The sequence below is a fragment of the Bradyrhizobium sp. Gha genome (assembly GCF_900113735.1).
Classification (GTDB): Bacteria; Pseudomonadota; Alphaproteobacteria; order Rhizobiales; family Xanthobacteraceae; genus Bradyrhizobium.
In genome coordinates this window covers 18,957-35,942 of the sequence record NZ_FOQM01000006.1, presented here as the reverse complement: position 1 = coordinate 35,942, position 16,986 = coordinate 18,957, and the positions used below count along the sequence as shown (strand labels likewise).

Sequence of the window (16,986 nt, the reverse complement as noted above, 5' to 3'; positions counted from 1 at the left end):
GAATAACGACCATGCTGAAGCGCAAGATTGGCAAGATTGCTCTGGGTTTCGCCGCCGCGTTCAGCGCCAGCGCTGCGCTGGCTCCGATCGCGCAGGCCCGCGACCTCACCGTCGTGTCGTGGGGCGGCGCGTATCAGGACGCCCAGAAGAAGGTGTATTTCGAGCCGTTCAAGAAGGCATCGGGCATTCCGATGAACGACGAGTCCTGGGATGGCGGCGTCGGCGTGTTGCGCGCCAAGGTGCAGGGCGGCGCCGCCACCTGGGATCTCGTCCAGGTCGAGAGCGACGAGCTTGCGGTCGGCTGCGAGGAAGGCCTGTACGAGAAGCTGGATTATTCCAAGATCGGGGGCGAGGCCGCCTACATCCCGCCGGCGGTCAATCCCTGCGGTGTCGGCGCCATCCTCTATGACTTTGTGCTCGGCTACGACAAGGACAAGCTGAAGGACGCACCGAAGGGCTGGGCGGACTTCTTCGACACCAAGAAAGTCCCGGGCAAGCGCGGCCTGCGTCAGGGCCCGAAGACGACACTCGAGATCGCCTTGATGGCCGACGGCGTCGCACCGAAGGACGTCTACAAGGTGCTGGCCACCGACGAGGGCGTCGACCGCGCGTTCAAGAAGCTCGACACCATCAAGGGCGACATCGTCTGGTGGAAGGCAGGCGCCCAGCCGCCGCAACTGCTCGCCTCCGGCGAGGTGGCGATGACCTCGGTCTACAATGGCCGCATCGACACCGCGAACAAGAACGAGAAGAAGAATTTCGGCATGGTGTGGGATGGCGCCCTCTTCACCCTCGACAGCTGGGTGATCCTGAAGGGCAGCCCGAACAAGGACGCGGCTTACAAGTTCCTGGATTTCGCAGGCAAAGCTGAGAACCAGTCGAAATTGTCGGAGAACATCGCCTATGGCACGTCGAACAAGGACGCAGCCGGCCTGTTGCCGCCCGCCGTTCTGAAGGACCTGCCGACCGCGCCTGACAACATCAAGAACGCAGTCGAGATCAACGTGGCCTTCTGGCTCGAGAACATCGACAAGCTGACCGAGCGCTTCAACAAATGGGCCGCGAAGTAGCGCGGCCGCGTGGCTCAGGCGAAGAAGCGCGCTTCTTCGCCTGGAGCCTCTTGCCTGAAATGATCACCGCATGACAGTAGCGTCTCTGACCGCCGCCGATGCCGGGACTAGCGTGCCGCTCAAGCGCCGCCTGAAGCGGGCGGAGCGCGCGCGCCAGGTCAAGGCCCTCGCACTGGTCGTGCCGCTGCTGCTGTTTCTGCTGTTCACCTTCGCCGGACCCATTGCCGGCATGCTGTGGCACGCGGTCGATGACCGCGAGGTGCGGCAGGTTCTGCCGCAAACCGTCGCGGCTCTCGCCCGCTGGGACGGCAAGGATCTGCCGGACGAAAAGACCTATGCGGCCCTGGCAAGCGACATCCAGTCCGCCCGCGCCGCCGGCACCGTTGCGATCGCGGCCAAGCGGCTCAACTACGCCCAAAACGGTTTTCGCACCATCCTCACCAGCACGGCGCGCAATCTGAAGACGGTGCCGGAGCCGGGCACGGCCAAGGAGACGCTGGGCAAGATCAACGCAGCCTGGCGCGACCGCGGCACCTGGACGACGATCAAGGGCGCCAGTGGCCCGGTGACCGGCTTCTATCTGCTGGCGGCGCTCGACCTTGTCAGGAACGTCGACGGCGCGATCGTGGCGGCCCCGCCGGATCAGGCGATCTACCGCGAGGTTTTCGCCCGCACGTTCCTCATCAGCCTCGGTGTCACGGTGCTGTGCCTGATCCTCGGCTTTCCGGTCGCCTATCTGCTGGCGACGCTGCCGCCGGGGCGGTCAAACCTGTTGATGATCTTCGTGCTGCTGCCTTTCTGGACCTCGCTTCTGGTCCGGACCTGCGCCTGGATCGTGCTGTTGCAAAGCAAGGGCGTCGTCAACGACAGCCTGCACTGGCTCGGCATCATCGACGAGCCGCTGCGCCTGATCTACAACCGCTTCGGCGTCTGCGTGGCCATGACCCACGTTCTGCTGCCATTCATGATCCTGCCGCTCTACAGCAGCATGAAGGCGATCTCGCCGGCCTATATGCGCGCCGCAGCTTCGCTCGGTGCACCACCCCTCACCGCCTTCCTGCGGATCTATCTGCCGCAGACGCTGCCCGGCATCGGCGCGGGGAGCCTGCTCGTGTTCATCCTGGCGCTCGGCTACTACATCACACCGGCCCTCGTCGGCGGCGCAGCCGACCAGATGATCAGCTACTTCATCGCGCTCTACACCACCGAAACAGCCAATTGGGGCCTTGCCTCGGCGTTGGGCGCGGTGCTGCTGCTCGCCACAGTTCTGCTCGCGCTCGTCTACGGCAAGCTGGTGCAGGGCCAGCAGGTCACGGGAGGGATGAAGAATTGAGCGACAATGCTGCCCTCCGCACGCCCAGCCAGCGCATCGCCTGGACCGCGACCATCTTGATCTCCACGCTGGTGTTCATTTTCCTGATCACGCCGATCCTCGCGATCATGCCGCTGTCCTTCAGCTCCGGCTCGTACCTCACCTATCCGCTGCCGGGCCTCTCCTTGCGCTGGTACGACGACTTCATCAGCTCGCCGCGCTGGATGAATTCGCTGAAGAACAGCATGATCATCGGCGTTGCCTCGACCGCGCTGTCGATGGTGCTCGGCACGCTCGCGGCCCTTGGGCTCGCGCAGTGGAAGAGCCGGTTCAAACCGCTGGTGCTGGCTTTCGTGCTGTCACCGGTCGTCGTGCCCGGCGTCATCACCGCGGTCGGTCTCTATTTCTTCTTCGCGCCGATCGGACTGACCGGCAGCTATCTCGGCCTGATCCTGGCTCACACCGCGCTCGCCACGCCCTTTGTGGTGATCACCGTCGGCGCCACGTTGCAAAGCTTCGACACCAACCTGGCGCGTGCCGCCGCCTCGCTCGGCGCCTCGCCCCTCGAAGCGTTCCGCCGCGTGATCCTGCCGCTGATCCTGCCGGGCCTCGCCTCAGGCGCGCTGTTCGCCTTCGCCACCAGCTTCGACGAGGTGGTGATCGTGCTGTTCATGGCGGGACCGGAGCAGCGCACTTTGCCACGCGAAATGTTCAGCGGCATCCGCGAGAACATCAGCCCGACCATCACGGCCGCAGCGGTGATTTTGACGACGGTCTCGGTCATCCTGCTTGCCACATTGGAAGGCCTGCGCCGGCGCAATGAACGGCTCAGGGGCGGCGCCCTCTAGTTATTTGAGCATCATCTTTCGGAAAACCGCTTCACACGTTTTCGGATCATGCTCTAGACCAATTCGCAATTCCTGCTGTTGAGGGGCCGCGATTAGCCCCACGATTAGCACCCACGGCTGCTGGCACCCAGATTGGTCTAGTGAGGGTGCATGCAGGTGTGGACGTAATCCTCGAACGCCGGGTCTCTTTTGGCTTTGTGGAAACCCGTCCCACGGGCCTCGTCGCGAGACACCCTTTCGCCCTGCGCTGAAAGCGGAAAGGTCCGGGCGGATACGGCCTGCAGTTTTGCGGTTCGGCAGCGGCTACAGGGCTGCCAAGAGGTATCGAAGTGCCAACCAGTGTTCCGAAGATGTCCCATTGGCCCCGGCAGCCCCATCAGCTCGTGAGTCCCCCGACCTGTCCAGCCTTCGACTTTCCGGCGGCGGCCGGGCCGCGTCGTGCGTATCACTTGCGCTGCCTACCGGTCAGCGTATGCTTGAGGTGGTCTCTGAGAGCTGCCCCCTAGGGGTTTTAGCCTGAGCTGCGTCGGGCACACCGAAAGTTCATGGGCAGCCTTATTCCGTTTTTGCCGAGCACGATCTGGCCGTGCCCGCACGACCTTCTTCTCTAGAAGGGTCAATCGCAGGACTGTTGTAACTCCTGCTGCAATGTCTGGTCTCAATCGAGAGGTTCGACATGGCAAGTTCTTCATACACGACCATCGACGATGCGTTCGTGCCTGCACGATCACGCTGACAGGCGTCGCGCCTTCACGATTGCATGGCGGCGACCTTCTTCTTTGTGTGAACAGCTTGTGGTGAGTGAAGAGAGAAGTAAGCCAAAGGAGGGAAGTGAAATGAAGCGAGCAATCATACCATTCGCTGTTGCTTCCGGATTTGCTGTACTGGCAGCAGCCCAAATCCTGCCGAAGGAGGGATCGCAGGCCGCCGAGATGCAAATGACGCCTCCGGTCAATGTTGAAGACATCAAGTGGGGTCCCGCTCCGCCGACCATCCCGCCCGGCGCGCAACTCGCCGTGGTGGCTGGTGATCCCGGCAAGGAGGGGCTGTTTACGATCCGGTTGAAGATGCCGCCCAATTTCAAAGTTCCCGCCCATAACCATCCGACCGACGAGTTCGTCACGGTGATCTCCGGTGACTTCCGTGTTGGCCTCGGCGACAAGCTCGATATGGACAAGGGCCTGTCCCTCAAGGCCGGAGGTTTTAGCGAAATGCCAGCACGCATGAACCACTATGCCTGGACCACGGAAGAGACCGTGGTGCAGATCGCGGGTCCCGGTCCGTTCGCTATCAACTACGTCAACCCGGCCGACGATCCGAGCAAACAGGCAGCGAAATAGCCGATGCGCTGAAGCGTTGAGCCTCGATACGAGAGGCCCCGAGCGGTTGCACGGCGGGGCCTTTCGACATCCCCAACTTATTCTCAATTCTGTACGCCTCCCCGGCTTTGCCCGCGCGACCGTTTGCGGCTAGAACGGTCCCCGCAACAAAAGCCCAAACAACAAAGCTGAGGGAGAAAACATGCAGAAACTCATCGCCGCGGTCGCGGCCGGCTTCGCCATCGCCGCCACCTGCGGCACGGCACAGGCGCAGATTTCCGACAACGTCGTCAAGCTCGGCGTGCTCACCGACATGTCGAGCCTTTATGCCGACGCGACCGGCAAGGGCTCGCTCGCCGCTGTCGAGATGGCGGTGGCCGATTACGGCGGCAAGGTCGCAGGCGTACCGATCGAGGTCGTATCCGCCGATCACCAGAACAAGCCCGATGTCGGCGTCAACATTGCCCGCAACTGGTACGACAACGACAAGGTGGACGCGGTCATGGACGTGCCGACGTCCTCGGTGGCGCTGCCGATCTCGGCGCTGACGCGCGAGAAGAACAAGATCAACATCAATTCCGGCGGCGGCTCCTCCGACATCACCGGCGCGGCCTGCTCGCCCAACACGGTGCACTGGACCTACGACACCTATGCGTTGTCGAACGTCGCCGGCAGGGCGATGGTGAAGCGCGGCGAGGATACCTGGTTCTTCGTCACCGCCGACTACGCCTTCGGAATGGCGCTCGAGCGCGACGCCGCCAACGTCGTCAAGGAGAGCGGCGGCAAGGTGCTCGGCGACGTCCGGCATCCGCTCAATTCCTCGGACTTCTCCTCCTTCCTGCTCCAGGCCCAGGCCTCCAAGGCCAAGGTGGTCGCGCTGGCGGATGCCGGCGGCGACACCACCAACGCGCTGAAGCAGGCGGCCGAGTTCGGCCTCACGCAAGGCGGACAGAAGATGATCGCGCTGCTGCTGGAAATCACCGACGTCCACTCCCTGGGCATCAAGGCAACCCAGGGCCTGATCGTCACGGACGCGTTCTACTGGGACAGGGATGACGAGACGCGCGCCTTCTCGAAGCGCTTCAACGACAAGGTCGGCCACATGCCGACCATGATCCAGGCCGGCCTCTATTCGGCGACCATGCACTACCTGAAGGCGATCGAAGCCATCAAGACCGATGAAGCGCCGAAGGTGATGGAGCAGATGCGCAAGACGCCGGTCAACGACTTCTTCGCCAAGAACGGCAAGATCCGCATCGACGGCCGCATGGTCCACGACATGTATCTGTTCGAGGTGAAGAAGCCGGAGGAGTCCAAGGGCGAGTGGGATCTCTACAAGCTGATCGCCACCGTCCCCGGCGACGAAGCCTTCCGCCCGCTCGACAAGGGCGGCTGCCCGCTGGTGAAGTAGAGCACGATCTATCCTCCGTCATTCGAGCGAAGCGAAGCAATCCAGACATGCATCTGCACAGATGGCTCTGGATTGCTTCGTCGCTTCGCTCCTCGCAATGACAGGAAGCGAAAGACAGCAAGCGAAAGACACGACAGCGCGCCCGGTGAAAACCGGGCGCGCTTCGCTTTAGGCGCTCACGTGATCCTGCTTACTCCGAGTACTTGAACTCGGGCATGTTCTTCAGCTGGTCCTTGGTCGCGTTGAACACGGCGTGATCGGGATACCACTTCGACGATGAGCTGCTCGTGGTCGTCGCCGTCTTTTCGGTGCCGGTCGCAGCGCCGGTGGTCGTGGTCGCAGCCGGCTTGGCGTTCGGGTTCGTCGTGGTGGTGGTTGAGGCAACGGCCTCATTGACGAATTTCAGCTTCTCATAGGGCACGGCGACGAGATGCTCGCCCATGCCGAGGAAGCCACCGACGCCGATCACGGCGATCTTGACGTTGCCGCTCTTGTCCATCAGGAGATCGTTGATCGAGCCGATGTTCTCGTTGGCCTCGTTATAGACCTTGATGCCGTCCATCTTCGAAGTACGCCATTCACCGGCCGCGCTCGTCGCCGTGGTGGTCGCGGTCGAAGCGGTGGGCGCCTTGTCGGTGGTGGAGGGATTTTGCGCAAACGCAACGGTCGCAAGCAAAGCGGTGCCGGCAAGGCCGGCGGCGATTGATTTGATCAACATTGTTGTCCTCTCCTTCAGCAGAAAACTTGTGCGGAGAGAACAGCCACGGCCACGCGCAGTTCCTCGCGTGCGGCAATTTCGTTGCCCCATCCGCTGCACCTCGCGGCGGTGCGGCGCGAAGAGAGTTCCCGCTCAGGAACGTGCGGGATGACGGTTCCCCGCCGACGATCATGCGCACTGGAACGAAGCATGTTCGCGGCGGGGAACGCGCCGACCTGCGTCGCTCAGGTCAGCTCTCGTAGTCGATCAGCAGCGCAGACCGAACTGTTCGACGAGCCCGTCGCGCTGCCATTGGCACCGTAGCGTCCCGGCCGCGTGCTGTCGCGCGACAGCCTGCTCGACCCGACACAAGGCCGCAGCACCGGCGCGTTCGAGCGCTCCATCGACGTGCTGGTCAGCCGCATCCGCCGCAAGATCGAGCCCAATCCGGCCGACCCCACCATGATCAAGACGGTGCGCTCCGGCGGTTATCTGTTTACGCCCAGCGGCCAGATTGCCGCGCTGGTGCTGGCTTCGACCGTCACGCTGCATCTCGTCGTCACCACCGCGTTCCTGATGAGCCGGCCCGACCATGCGGACACGCCGCCCGACGGCGCGCATCAGCTGACCGATGCAGCGCTGCTGCTCGGCTCGGCCACGCCGGACGACCGGCCGCGCCTGATCGCGGATCTCGCGCGTGCCTTCCCGAAGCTCGATTTGGAGACGCACGCGCCCGGCAGCGCGGCCCGGAGGAGATCCGTTCAGTCGCCCGCGCGCTCAACCGCATGCATGAGCGGATCGCACGGCTGATGTCGGATCGCACCAGGATGCTGGCCGCGATCAGCCACGATCTGCGCACGCCGATCACGCGCCTGCGCCTGCGCGCCGAGTTCATCGAGGACGCGAGCAACCGCAAGCGCATGCGGATGCAATTGCCGGTTCGGCAGCAGCCGCGGCTGGCTGCGTAGGGCATGACTCCGGAAAAGTGTGAAGCGGTTTTCCGAAAAGATCATGCCGTCCTAGGGCAACTCAAGCTGCAAGCGGCGGATATTCGACGACCGGCTCTTCGTAGACCGCGACTGCCTCGAAGCGGTAACCGCAATCCTGACATTTCCAGAGATAGGAGATGCGCCCCTCGCCCGGCTCGATCCAGTCCGGGAACGGGATCGGTGTGCCGCATTGTGCGCACGGGTTCTGCGTGGGGATGTCGCCGATATCTGCTCGGGTCATGGACGTCCTCCCGAATGCTGCTTGAGGATTTTTGGGCGAATGCACGAATGGACAGACCTGCTGTCGCGTAGTGCACTCCGCCAGCGCTGAACCTAACCCAGGTTTGAGTCGTAAAAACGACGGCCCGGCGAAAATCACCGCTGGCGGCGTTTCGCCACATCATCGCCGTGTTCCCACGGCCTAACGCGCATGGGTGCAGGTCCGTTCGGCCGAGGAACATTTAAATGAAAATCTTGCGTATTGCCGTTCTCGCTGCGGCTGCACTGGTGTCGCCGCAAGCCGCATTCGCCGGCCAGGCCGAATACGCCGAGATGGTCGCGATGCATGCGCACGCCAACGGCGTGCCGGAGGCGCTGGTGCATCGCGTCATCATGCGCGAGAGCCGCTATCAGCCGGGCCTGGTCGGCCATGGCGGCACCATCGGGCTGATGCAGATCAAGCTCGCGACCGCCCGCGGCCTCGGCTACACCGGCGATGCCGCCGGCCTGCGCGACCCCAACACCAATCTCACCTATGCGGTGAAATATCTCGCGGGCGCTTACCACGCCGCCAATGGCGACCACGACCGCGCCGTGCGTTATTTCGCGGGCGGCTATTACTACGCTGCAAAGCGTCAGCGGCAGGAGATGGTGCAACAGGCGAGCTTCGAGACCAGCAATCAGGCCTGGCTCGAGCCCAATGGCAATCCGCAGCCGATGTTCGGCACCGTGCCGCACCGGAAGCTCGGCCAGCATCTCCGCAACGCGCGGGCGCAGGCGCCGCACGACTGACCGTCGTTCCGGGGCGCAGCCTTCTGCGTTGACACAGGCCCCCACAAGCCTACATTAGAGCCGTTCCGAGGGGTGCTCCGAGGAGGAGCTGAGATACCGCTAAATGGGCAAGCCTGCACTTCGGCAAGCCTGCCCAGGACCGCGGTGACCCTTTGAACCTGATCCGGGTCATGCCGGCGAAGGGACAGGGATGTTGCAGACGACCAAGCTAGCGGATTCACCGGTATCCATCATCGGCGCAGGCATTGCGGGCGCCTGGCAGGCGCTGTTGTTCGCGCAGGCCGGCCATGCCGTGACGCTCCACGAGCGCGGTGACGCGGCCATGACCTGTTCCACCAGCCATTGGGCCGGCGGCATGCTGGCGCCCTATTGCGAGGCGGAGGTCGCCGAACCCGTCATTTCCAGGCTCGGCCTGCGCTCGCTCGATCTCTGGCGGCGCGAGCTGCCGGATACGCCCTTCAACGGCTCGCTCGTCGTCGCCCATCCGCGCGAGCGCAACGACTTCGAGCGCTTTGCCCGGATGACCGAGGGGCACCGCCGGCTTGATGCCGCAGGCCTTGCCGCGCTCGAGCCGTCGCTGGAGGGCCGCTTCCGCGATGCGCTGTTCTTCCCGACCGAGGGGCATGTCGAGCCGCGCCGCGTGCTGCCGAAACTGCACGCGCGCATCGTCGCCGCCGGCGGCACCATCAGGTTCGGCAGCGATGTCACTGCCAAAGATCTCGGCAGGCTTGATCCTGAAGCTCTGGTGATCGACTGCCGCGGCATGTCCGCGCGCGACGAGCAAAGCGAGCTGCGCGGCGTCAAGGGCGAGATGATCCTGATCGAGACCAGCGAGGTGCAGCTGGCGCGCCCGGTCCGCCTGATCCATCCGCGCTGGCCGCTTTACGTGATCCCGCGCGAGGACAATCTGTTCATGCTGGGCGCGACCTCGATCGAGACCGGGGACACCGGCGTCAGCGTCCGCTCCGCGCTGGAGCTGCTCGGTGCCGCCTATGCCGTGCATCCCGCCTTTGGCGAGGCGCGCATCGTCGAATTCGGCTCGGGCCTTCGCCCGGCTTTCCCAGACAATCTGCCACGCATCGGCGTGGGCGGCGGCAAGATCAGCGTCAACGGGCTCTACCGCCACGGCTTCCTGCTTGCCCCCGCGCTCGCCGAGTTGACGCTCGCCTATGTCGAGCGCGGCCAGATCGACAATGAGGTGATGCAATGCGCGTGATCGTGAATGGTGAGCAGCGGGAGATAAACTCGGCCAGCGTCGACGCGCTGCTCTCGGAGCTCGACTACGAGGGCACCCATTTCGCCATCGCGCTGAATTACGACGTCGTGCCGAAAAGCCGCTGGGCCGAGACCCACCTCAAGGCCGGCGACGAGATCGAAATCATCACGCCGCGGCAGGGAGGGTGACCGAAATGAAGTACCCGCCACACACTCCGCTGTCATCGCCCGACTTGATCGGGCGATCCGGTACGCCGCGGCTCCTCCGTATCACGGCACGGCCTCTGGAATACTGGATCCCCGCTTTCGCGGGGAAGACAGGGTCGATTGAGGAGACACCCTCATGGTGACCTTCTACGGCAAGCAATTCGCCTCCCGCCTGCTGATCGGCAGCGCGCTCTATCCCTCCCCTGCGATCATGCAGGATGCGATCCGCGCCTCCGGCTCGAACATCGTCACGGTGTCGCTGCGGCGCGAATCCGCCGGCGGCAAAACCGGCGACGCGTTCTGGAAGCTGATCCGCGAGCTCGACGTATCAGTGCTGCCGAACACGGCCGGCTGCCGCAGCGTCCGCGAGGCCGTGACCACGGCCAAGCTCGCGCGCGAATTGTTCGGCACGAGCTGGATCAAGCTCGAAGTCATCGCCGACAACGACACGCTCCAGCCTGACGTCGTCGGCCTCGTCGAAGCCGCCACCATCCTGATCAAGGACGGCTTTGAAGTGTTCCCCTATTGCACGGAAGACCTCTCGGTCGCGAACCGGCTGGTCGATGCCGGCTGCAAAGTCGTCATGCCGTGGGCCGCGCCCATCGGCAGCGCCAAGGGCATCATCAACCGCGATGCGCTGAAGCTGCTGCGCGAGCGGCAGCCCGACATCACGCTGGTGGTGGACGCCGGCCTGGGCGCGCCGAGCCACGCGGCCGAAGCACTCGAGCTCGGCTACGACGCCGTGCTGCTCAACACGGCCATTGCAAAGGCCGCCGATCCCGTCGCCATGGCCAAGGCTTTCCGCCTCGGCTGCGAGGCCGGCCGCACCGCCTTTGAGGCTGGGCTGATGAACGCCCGCGACTTCGCCTCCCCCTCCACCCCTGTCGTTGGGACCCCGTTCTGGCATGCCGTATCCTGATCGCAACGCGTATCCTGATCGCAACGCGTATCCTGATCGTTTTTACCCTGTCGTCGACAGCCTGGCCTGGGTCGAGCGGCTGACCAAGCTCGGCGTCGGCACCATTCAGCTGCGCGCGAAAGCGCTCGACGATGCCGACGCGTTGCAGATCGTCACCGATGCGCTGGCGATCACCAGGGGCACGCAAGCCAAGCTGGTCGTGAACGACTATTGGCGCGCGGCGATCGTCGCCGGCGCAAAATATCTGCATCTCGGCCAGGAGGATCTCGTCGACGCCGACCTCGAGGCGATTCGCGACGCCGGCCTGTCGCTCGGCATCTCCACCCATGACGACGAAGAGCTCGCGACCGCGCTGAAGGCCAAGCCCGATTACGTCGCGCTCGGCCCGATCTTCTTCACCACGCTCAAATCGATGCGCTTCGCGCCGCAGGGCGTTCCGAAGATCACGGCATGGAAGAAGCGCATCGGCAACATTCCGCTGGTCGCGATCGGCGGCATCAAGTTCGAGCACGCCGCGGAGATCTTTGCCGCGGGCGCGGATTCCATCGCGGTGGTTTCCGATGTCACCCAGAACCCCGACCCAGATGCACGGGTGCGGCAATGGCTCGGCGCGTCAAAGGAGGCCGCGTAATGGTCACGCCCTCTCCACCCCTTCAACTGTCATCGCCCGGCTTGACCGGGCGATCCAGTACGCCGCAGCCTATCCGCATCTCATCACCGCCTCTGGAATACTGGATCCCCGCTTTCGCGGGGATGACGGCGGTATTTGTCGCTCGCTCAGCGATACCAACGAACTAAAAGGAGGATCCCATGAACATCCGCTCCAATCCCGACAAGACCATCCCCGCCGTCACCACCGGCCCGCTTCCCTCCTCGCGAAAAATCTTCGCCTCGCCCGACGCCGCACCCGATCTGCGCGTGCCGCTGCGCGAGATCATCCTGTCGGAAGGTGCCGGCGAGCCGAACCTGCCGGTGTACGACACCTCGGGCCCCTACACCGATCCATCCGTGACCATCGACGTCAACGCCGGCCTGCCCCGCAACCGCAAGCAGTGGGTGCTGGAGCGCGGCGGCGTCGAGGAATATGACGGACGGCAGATCAAGCCGGAGGACAATGGCAGCGTCTCCACCGACAATGCCGCACGCGCGTTCAGCGCCTATCACAGGCCCTTGCGCGGCCTCGACGGCCACAAGATCACCCAGCTCGAATTCGCCCGCGCCGGCATTATCACCAAGGAGATGATCTACGTCGCCGCGCGCGAAAACCTCGGCCGCAAGCAGCAGCTCGAGCGCGCGGAAGCAGCGCTGGCCGATGGCGAAAGCTTCGGCGCCTCGGTGCCCGCCTTCATCACGCCGGAGTTCGTGCGCTCAGAGATCGCGCGCGGCCGCGCCATCATCCCCTCCAACATCAATCACAGCGAACTCGAGCCGATGATCATCGGCCGCAACTTCCTGACCAAGATCAACGCCAATATCGGCAACTCGGCGGTGACCTCGTCGGTCGAGGAAGAGGTCGAGAAGATGGTGTGGGCGATCCGCTGGGGTGCCGACACCGTGATGGACCTCTCGACGGGGCGCAACATCCACACCACCCGCGAATGGATTTTGCGCAACGCGCCGGTGCCGATCGGCACGGTGCCGATCTATCAGGCGCTGGAGAAGTGCAACGGCGATCCAGTGAAGCTGACCTGGGAGCTCTACAAGGACACGCTGATCGAGCAGTGCGAGCAGGGCGTCGACTATTTCACCATCCACGCCGGCGTCCGCCTGCAATACATCCACCTCACCGCCAGCCGCGTCACCGGCATCGTCAGCCGCGGCGGCTCGATCATGGCGAAGTGGTGCCTGGCGCATCACAAGGAGAGCTTCCTCTACACGCATTTCGACGAGATCTGCGACCTCATGCGCAAGTACGACGTCTCGTTCTCGCTCGGCGACGGCCTGCGCCCCGGCTCGATCGCCGATGCCAACGATCGTGCGCAGTTTGCCGAGCTCGAAACGCTCGGCGAATTGACAAAAATCGCGTGGGACAAGGGCTGCCAGGTCATGATCGAAGGCCCCGGCCACGTGCCGATGCACAAGATCAAGATCAACATGGACAAGCAGCTCAAGGAGTGCGGCGAAGCGCCGTTCTACACGCTTGGACCGCTGACCACCGACATCGCACCGGGCTATGACCACATCACCTCAGGCATCGGTGCGGCCATGATCGGCTGGTTCGGCTGCGCCATGCTCTGCTACGTCACGCCGAAGGAGCATCTCGGCCTCCCCGATCGCAACGACGTCAAGACCGGCGTCATCACCTACAAGATCGCGGCCCACGCCAGCGATCTCGCCAAGGGCCACCCCGCAGCCCAACTGCGCGACGACGCCCTCTCCCGCGCCCGCTTCGAATTCCGCTGGACCGACCAGTTCAACCTCGGCCTCGATCCTGATACCGCGAAAAACTTCCACGACGAGACCCTGCCGAAGGAAGCCCACAAGGTCGCGCATTTCTGCTCGATGTGCGGACCGAAGTTCTGCTCGATGAAGATCACCCAGGACGTGCGGGATTACGCGGCGACGCTGAACGATCCGAACAGCGTGGGCATGTCGATGGCCGGCACCGCCGAAGACGGCATGGCCAAGATGAGCGCGAAGTTCAAGGAGATGGGGAGCAGCGTTTATCTGGATGCGGAGAAGGTGAAGGAGAGCAACAAGGTGCTGTGAGGGGGATGGCTAAGCCCGCTCTTCTCCTGCAACAATTTCGTTAGTGTTGAAACGGGCGCCAAGGCGCCCGTTTTCGGGAAAAAGCTCTACGCGTACCTCTCCAGCGGACCAGCAAGCACCTCTCCTTGCCACAGAACACCAACATAAACCTGGAGCAGCGATGCACTCCGGGGAATGTCTCCGATGTGAATGAACGGTGCTCCCTGTCCACCGGAAGGGGCTGGCATGCGTCCCGACCGACGCGAATGACCCTGAGTCTTGGTTGGCGAGGCCGTAATGCAGTGCAATCCATCGGACTAGAAAGAAGGCCGCCGGCAATGTGTCCGGCGGCCTCCTCGCTTGACGTGGTTCGCCGAGCGGCGCTCCGACTACAGATCGATGCTGACAGCGATATTACGGCCCGTTAGTTCCGCAAGCTTCAGTCCATCCGCATACACCTGCGCGAACTCCGCGTCCTTTGACACGGCCTCCTGCACTTTACCGTAAACTTCCCAATTGGCGTAGCGCGTCGTCACCAGCAACTCTCCAGCCCACGGGCCGGTGTGGAAGCGGGACAGCCGAAGAAATTCCGCACCGTGTTTCTCGAAGATTTTCTTCGCCTGCCTGACGACCCGGGTCATTTCCTCGGGCTTCTCGGTCTTGAAGCGAGTGAATTGAACGATCGGCATTGGCTACCTCCATCATTGTGTGAAATGTCCAAGAGGCATGTACGAGCTACTTTGAGGAGCGAGCCTCAATGCAATCTCGATGAAGATTTGTCTTCGTCGATTGAGTTTGGTTCAAGCTTCGCAAGCGACAGCGACACTGCCGCATCTCGACTAACGGTGCTGCTTTGTTGCGGCGCACGAGTCCGCCCAGGCCCTTCGCTGCCGCATCCGACGGTCGAGGATATGTCGGCTGCCAGAGGTAGACCGACCTCACTTAAACGGGGCTAGACCGACGCGGTTGACCCGCTGCAGACTCTCGAGTCTCATCCTTCGGCAGGCCAGCGCAGCCGTAGGGTGGGTTAGCGTAGCGTAACCCACCATCTTGCATTCAAAGCCTCTCTAGACATGGTGGGTTACGCCTTGCGCCGTCGCATGTTGAACGCCCAAACTTGTGGGCGGCCAACCCACCACTTGTCATCCGAAGCCACTCCAGACGTGGTGGGTTACGCCTTGCGCCGTCGCGTGTTGAACGATCACGCTTGTGGGCGGCTAACCCACCCTACGAAATCCGACGGACAATCGACGTGCCCGTAGCCGCCCTCTACCGCCTCCCCGATCAACTCCGCCCCAACCTCCGCCTCGTCTTCGTCGGCACCGCCGCCTCGACGCGTTCGGCCGAGCTTGGGCACTACTACGCCCATCCCGGCAACCGCTTCTGGCGCGCGCTCCATGAGTCCGGGATCACGCCGCGGCGCTATCAGCCGAGCGAGTTCGCCGCGCTGATCGATCTCGGGATCGGCTTCACCGATCTCTCCAAATCGGGTGCGGGAATGGATCACCAGATCGCACCTGACACGATTGACGTATCAAGCTTCAGGGCCAAGATCGACAGCTACCGGCCGAAGACGATTGCGTTCACGAGCAAGAAGGCGGCGAGCTTGTTTTACGGCAGGCCGTCGAACGAGATTTCGCTGGGGCGGCAGATGCGGGATGCCAGCCTGCCGGAAATTTTCGTGCTGCCGTCGCCATCGGGTGCGGCGTCGGGGCATTGGACGTCGGCGCCCTGGCGGGAGTTGGCGAAGTGGATTGGGTCTGATTCGTAGGGTGGGTTAGCTGCGCGGCTGCGCGAAGCGCGGACCGCGCGGCGTAACGCACCGCTTCTGTCGCCGCGGAAACGTAAGTGGTGGGTTACGCCTTGCATTTTCGCTTGGTTCACGACCGCGCTTGCGGGCGGCTAACCCACCCTACGAGCCCGCGCCTACAGATCGAAATTCGTCGGCATCATCACCACGTCGCGGATGGTCATGCCGCGCGGACGGGTCAGCATGAACATCACCACGTCGGCGACTTCGCTGGCCTCCAGCAGGCTGCCTGAGTCCCTGGCGTCCTTCAGCTTCTCGGCCGGCCAGTCCGCGAGCAGCGCGGTGACGACGGGGCCGGGCGAGATCGAGCCGACACGGATGCCGTGCTTGAAGACCTGGCGCCGCACGGTCTGCACGAAGCAGTTGATGGCCCATTTGGACGACGCATAGACCGGCTCCCACGGCGTCGGAAAATGCGCCGCCAGCGAGCTGGTGACGATGATGTCGCCGGTCCGGCGCGCGATCATGTGCGGCAGCACGTCGTGCACGTTCTTCATCACGACGTTGACGTTCAGGTTCAGCATCCGGTCGATCGCGATAGTGTCAGCATCGACCAGATCGCCCCCGACATAGCTGCCTGCATTCGCGTGCAGGATGTCGAGCTGCCCTGCCGTTTCCAGGACGCGCGGGAGCAGCGTTGCGCAATCCCTGGGATCGAGCAGGTCGATAACCAGCGGGATCACGGCGTCGCCATGCTTGTCGCAGAGCGCGTTGAGCGCCGCCTCGTCGCGGTCGACCATCACCACGCGCGCGCCGGCGGCCAGCATCGCCTCGGCACTCGCGAGCCCGATGCCCGACGCAGCTCCGGTGACGGTCGCAACCTTGCCTTCCAATTGCCTTGCCATGAGATCACCATCCTGCTGACGTCAGACAGTATAGCGATCCCAAACGAGTTGGCGACGCGGATCACCGGCTTGTTAGGCCTCCTCCGATCGATCGACGCCGCGCGCAGACACTTGCAAGCGCTTGATGGCAGCGATACGACTTTGAGTGGAAGCACAGAGTGGAACGGCCGGGCCTCACCCGGCGGGCATCATGTCGAGGAAGCCGCCGCAAATGAGCGACGATCTCTCCGGTGTCTGGGACGGCACTTACATCCAGCCCGGCACGGGCATGGTCACCTTCACGGCGACGCTGGTCGAGGCCGGCGGCGCGCTAAGCGGCGGCGTCACCGAGCCGTGCTCGAACCCGCGCTGCCCGCTGCGCACCCATAACGCCTCGATTACTGGCCATCGCTCGGGCCACGCCGTGTCGTTCGTCAAGCGCTACGAGCCACCGGGTTACGGCTTCGACATCGTCCAGTACGACGGCATCATGAATGGCGAGGCGACCGAGATCGACGGGCGCTGGCGGCTGCCCGGCACGTCGGGCTCGTTCCTGATGATCCGCTCCAGCAAGCGCGCACAGGCTGCCACCACCGACGACAAGGCCAAGCTGTCGGCGCGCTGAGAGCGAGATGAGATTGATTGTACCGATGTGAGCCGCGGACT

At 63.7% G+C, this 16,986-nt stretch carries 18 protein-coding genes, 1 pseudogene and 1 riboswitch; of the genes and pseudogenes, 15 read left to right on the top strand and 4 right to left on the bottom strand.

Annotation, left to right across the window (positions count from 1 at the left end):
- Positions 1-11 precede the first annotated feature (11 nt).
- The 5 genes from BM222_RS10785 (at position 12) to BM222_RS10765 (ending at position 5,960) form a co-directional block, all read left to right on the top strand.
- Positions 12-1,070: an ABC transporter substrate-binding protein gene (locus BM222_RS10785; protein ID WP_092228251.1), complete on the top strand. Its 1,059-nt coding sequence runs from the start codon at positions 12-14 to the stop codon at positions 1,068-1,070.
- A gap of 70 nt (positions 1,071-1,140) precedes the next feature.
- Positions 1,141-2,403 carry an ABC transporter permease gene (locus BM222_RS10780; protein WP_092228250.1) on the top strand — a complete coding sequence of 421 codons (1,263 nt, stop codon included), beginning with the start codon at positions 1,141-1,143 and terminating at the stop codon, positions 2,401-2,403.
- On the top strand, positions 2,400-3,230 hold the full coding sequence (locus BM222_RS10775) for an ABC transporter permease (RefSeq protein WP_177243140.1): 831 nt from the start codon (positions 2,400-2,402) through the stop codon (positions 3,228-3,230). Before BM222_RS10780 ends, BM222_RS10775 begins: the two co-directional genes overlap by 4 nt.
- A gap of 707 nt (positions 3,231-3,937) precedes the next feature.
- Positions 3,938-4,570, top strand: a complete 633-nt coding sequence (locus BM222_RS10770) for a cupin domain-containing protein (protein ID WP_244547086.1) — start codon at positions 3,938-3,940, stop codon at positions 4,568-4,570.
- A 181-nt stretch (positions 4,571-4,751) separates the two neighbouring features.
- Entirely contained in the window at positions 4,752-5,960 is a 1,209-nt protein-coding gene (locus BM222_RS10765) for an ABC transporter substrate-binding protein (protein WP_092228248.1), read from the top strand.
- A 190-nt stretch (positions 5,961-6,150) separates the two neighbouring features.
- Here the strand turns inward: BM222_RS10765 and BM222_RS10760 are convergent, their stop codons facing one another.
- Positions 6,151-6,678, bottom strand: a complete 528-nt coding sequence (locus BM222_RS10760) for a PRC-barrel domain-containing protein (protein ID WP_092228247.1) — start codon at positions 6,676-6,678, stop codon at positions 6,151-6,153.
- Positions 6,679-6,981: 303 nt separating this feature from the next.
- Between BM222_RS10760 and BM222_RS42000 the strand changes: the two are divergent.
- Positions 6,982-7,161: pseudogene (locus BM222_RS42000) on the top strand (winged helix-turn-helix domain-containing protein); the annotation flags it as partial.
- Positions 7,162-7,484: 323 nt separating this feature from the next.
- A complete protein-coding gene (locus tag BM222_RS43280) occupies positions 7,485-7,625 on the top strand; it encodes a histidine kinase dimerization/phospho-acceptor domain-containing protein (RefSeq protein ID WP_177243136.1) in 141 nt (46 codons plus the stop codon).
- Between the two features lie 61 nt (positions 7,626-7,686).
- Here the strand turns inward: BM222_RS43280 and BM222_RS10750 are convergent, their stop codons facing one another.
- Positions 7,687-7,887: a hypothetical protein gene (locus tag BM222_RS10750; RefSeq protein WP_092228246.1), complete on the bottom strand. Its 201-nt coding sequence runs from the start codon at positions 7,885-7,887 to the stop codon at positions 7,687-7,689.
- Positions 7,888-8,111: 224 nt separating this feature from the next.
- On the opposite strand from BM222_RS10750, the gene BM222_RS10745 reads away from it, so the two are divergent.
- From BM222_RS10745 to thiC, 6 genes are all read left to right on the top strand, one after another.
- A complete protein-coding gene (locus BM222_RS10745; RefSeq protein WP_092228245.1) occupies positions 8,112-8,657 on the top strand; it encodes a lytic transglycosylase domain-containing protein in 546 nt (181 codons plus the stop codon).
- Between the two features lie 58 nt (positions 8,658-8,715).
- Positions 8,716-8,860, top strand: a riboswitch (TPP riboswitch).
- Positions 8,848-9,873 carry an FAD-dependent oxidoreductase gene (locus tag BM222_RS10740; RefSeq protein WP_092228244.1) on the top strand — a complete coding sequence of 342 codons (1,026 nt, stop codon included), beginning with the start codon at positions 8,848-8,850 and terminating at the stop codon, positions 9,871-9,873. It overlaps the preceding riboswitch by 13 nt.
- A complete protein-coding gene (gene thiS / locus BM222_RS10735; RefSeq protein ID WP_092228243.1) occupies positions 9,864-10,061 on the top strand; it encodes a sulfur carrier protein ThiS in 198 nt (65 codons plus the stop codon). Before BM222_RS10740 ends, thiS begins: the two co-directional genes overlap by 10 nt.
- A gap of 154 nt (positions 10,062-10,215) precedes the next feature.
- Complete coding sequence (locus BM222_RS10730; RefSeq protein WP_092228242.1) at positions 10,216-10,998, top strand: thiazole synthase; 783 nt, start codon at positions 10,216-10,218, stop codon at positions 10,996-10,998.
- Positions 10,985-11,629, top strand: coding sequence for a thiamine phosphate synthase (locus tag BM222_RS10725; protein WP_092228241.1), 645 nt, complete (start codon positions 10,985-10,987; stop codon positions 11,627-11,629). The genes BM222_RS10730 and BM222_RS10725 overlap by 14 nt, the downstream gene beginning before the upstream one ends.
- Before the next feature lie 179 nt (positions 11,630-11,808).
- Positions 11,809-13,707, top strand: a complete 1,899-nt coding sequence (gene thiC / locus BM222_RS10720; protein ID WP_092228240.1) for a phosphomethylpyrimidine synthase ThiC — start codon at positions 11,809-11,811, stop codon at positions 13,705-13,707.
- Between the two features lie 368 nt (positions 13,708-14,075).
- Here thiC and BM222_RS10715 read toward each other — a convergent pair whose 3' ends face one another.
- Complete coding sequence (locus tag BM222_RS10715; protein WP_092228239.1) at positions 14,076-14,375, bottom strand: hypothetical protein; 300 nt, start codon at positions 14,373-14,375, stop codon at positions 14,076-14,078.
- A gap of 563 nt (positions 14,376-14,938) precedes the next feature.
- On the opposite strand from BM222_RS10715, the gene BM222_RS10710 reads away from it, so the two are divergent.
- Positions 14,939-15,457, top strand: coding sequence for a mismatch-specific DNA-glycosylase (locus BM222_RS10710; RefSeq protein WP_177243139.1), 519 nt, complete (start codon positions 14,939-14,941; stop codon positions 15,455-15,457).
- Between the two features lie 155 nt (positions 15,458-15,612).
- Here BM222_RS10710 and BM222_RS10705 read toward each other — a convergent pair whose 3' ends face one another.
- On the bottom strand, positions 15,613-16,341 hold the full coding sequence (locus BM222_RS10705; protein ID WP_092228237.1) for an SDR family oxidoreductase: 729 nt from the start codon (positions 16,339-16,341) through the stop codon (positions 15,613-15,615).
- A gap of 211 nt (positions 16,342-16,552) precedes the next feature.
- Here BM222_RS10705 and BM222_RS10700 point away from each other — a divergent pair, with 211 nt between their 5' ends.
- Positions 16,553-16,945, top strand: coding sequence for a hypothetical protein (locus BM222_RS10700; RefSeq protein WP_092228421.1), 393 nt, complete (start codon positions 16,553-16,555; stop codon positions 16,943-16,945).
- The last annotated feature ends 41 nt before the right edge of the window (positions 16,946-16,986 follow it).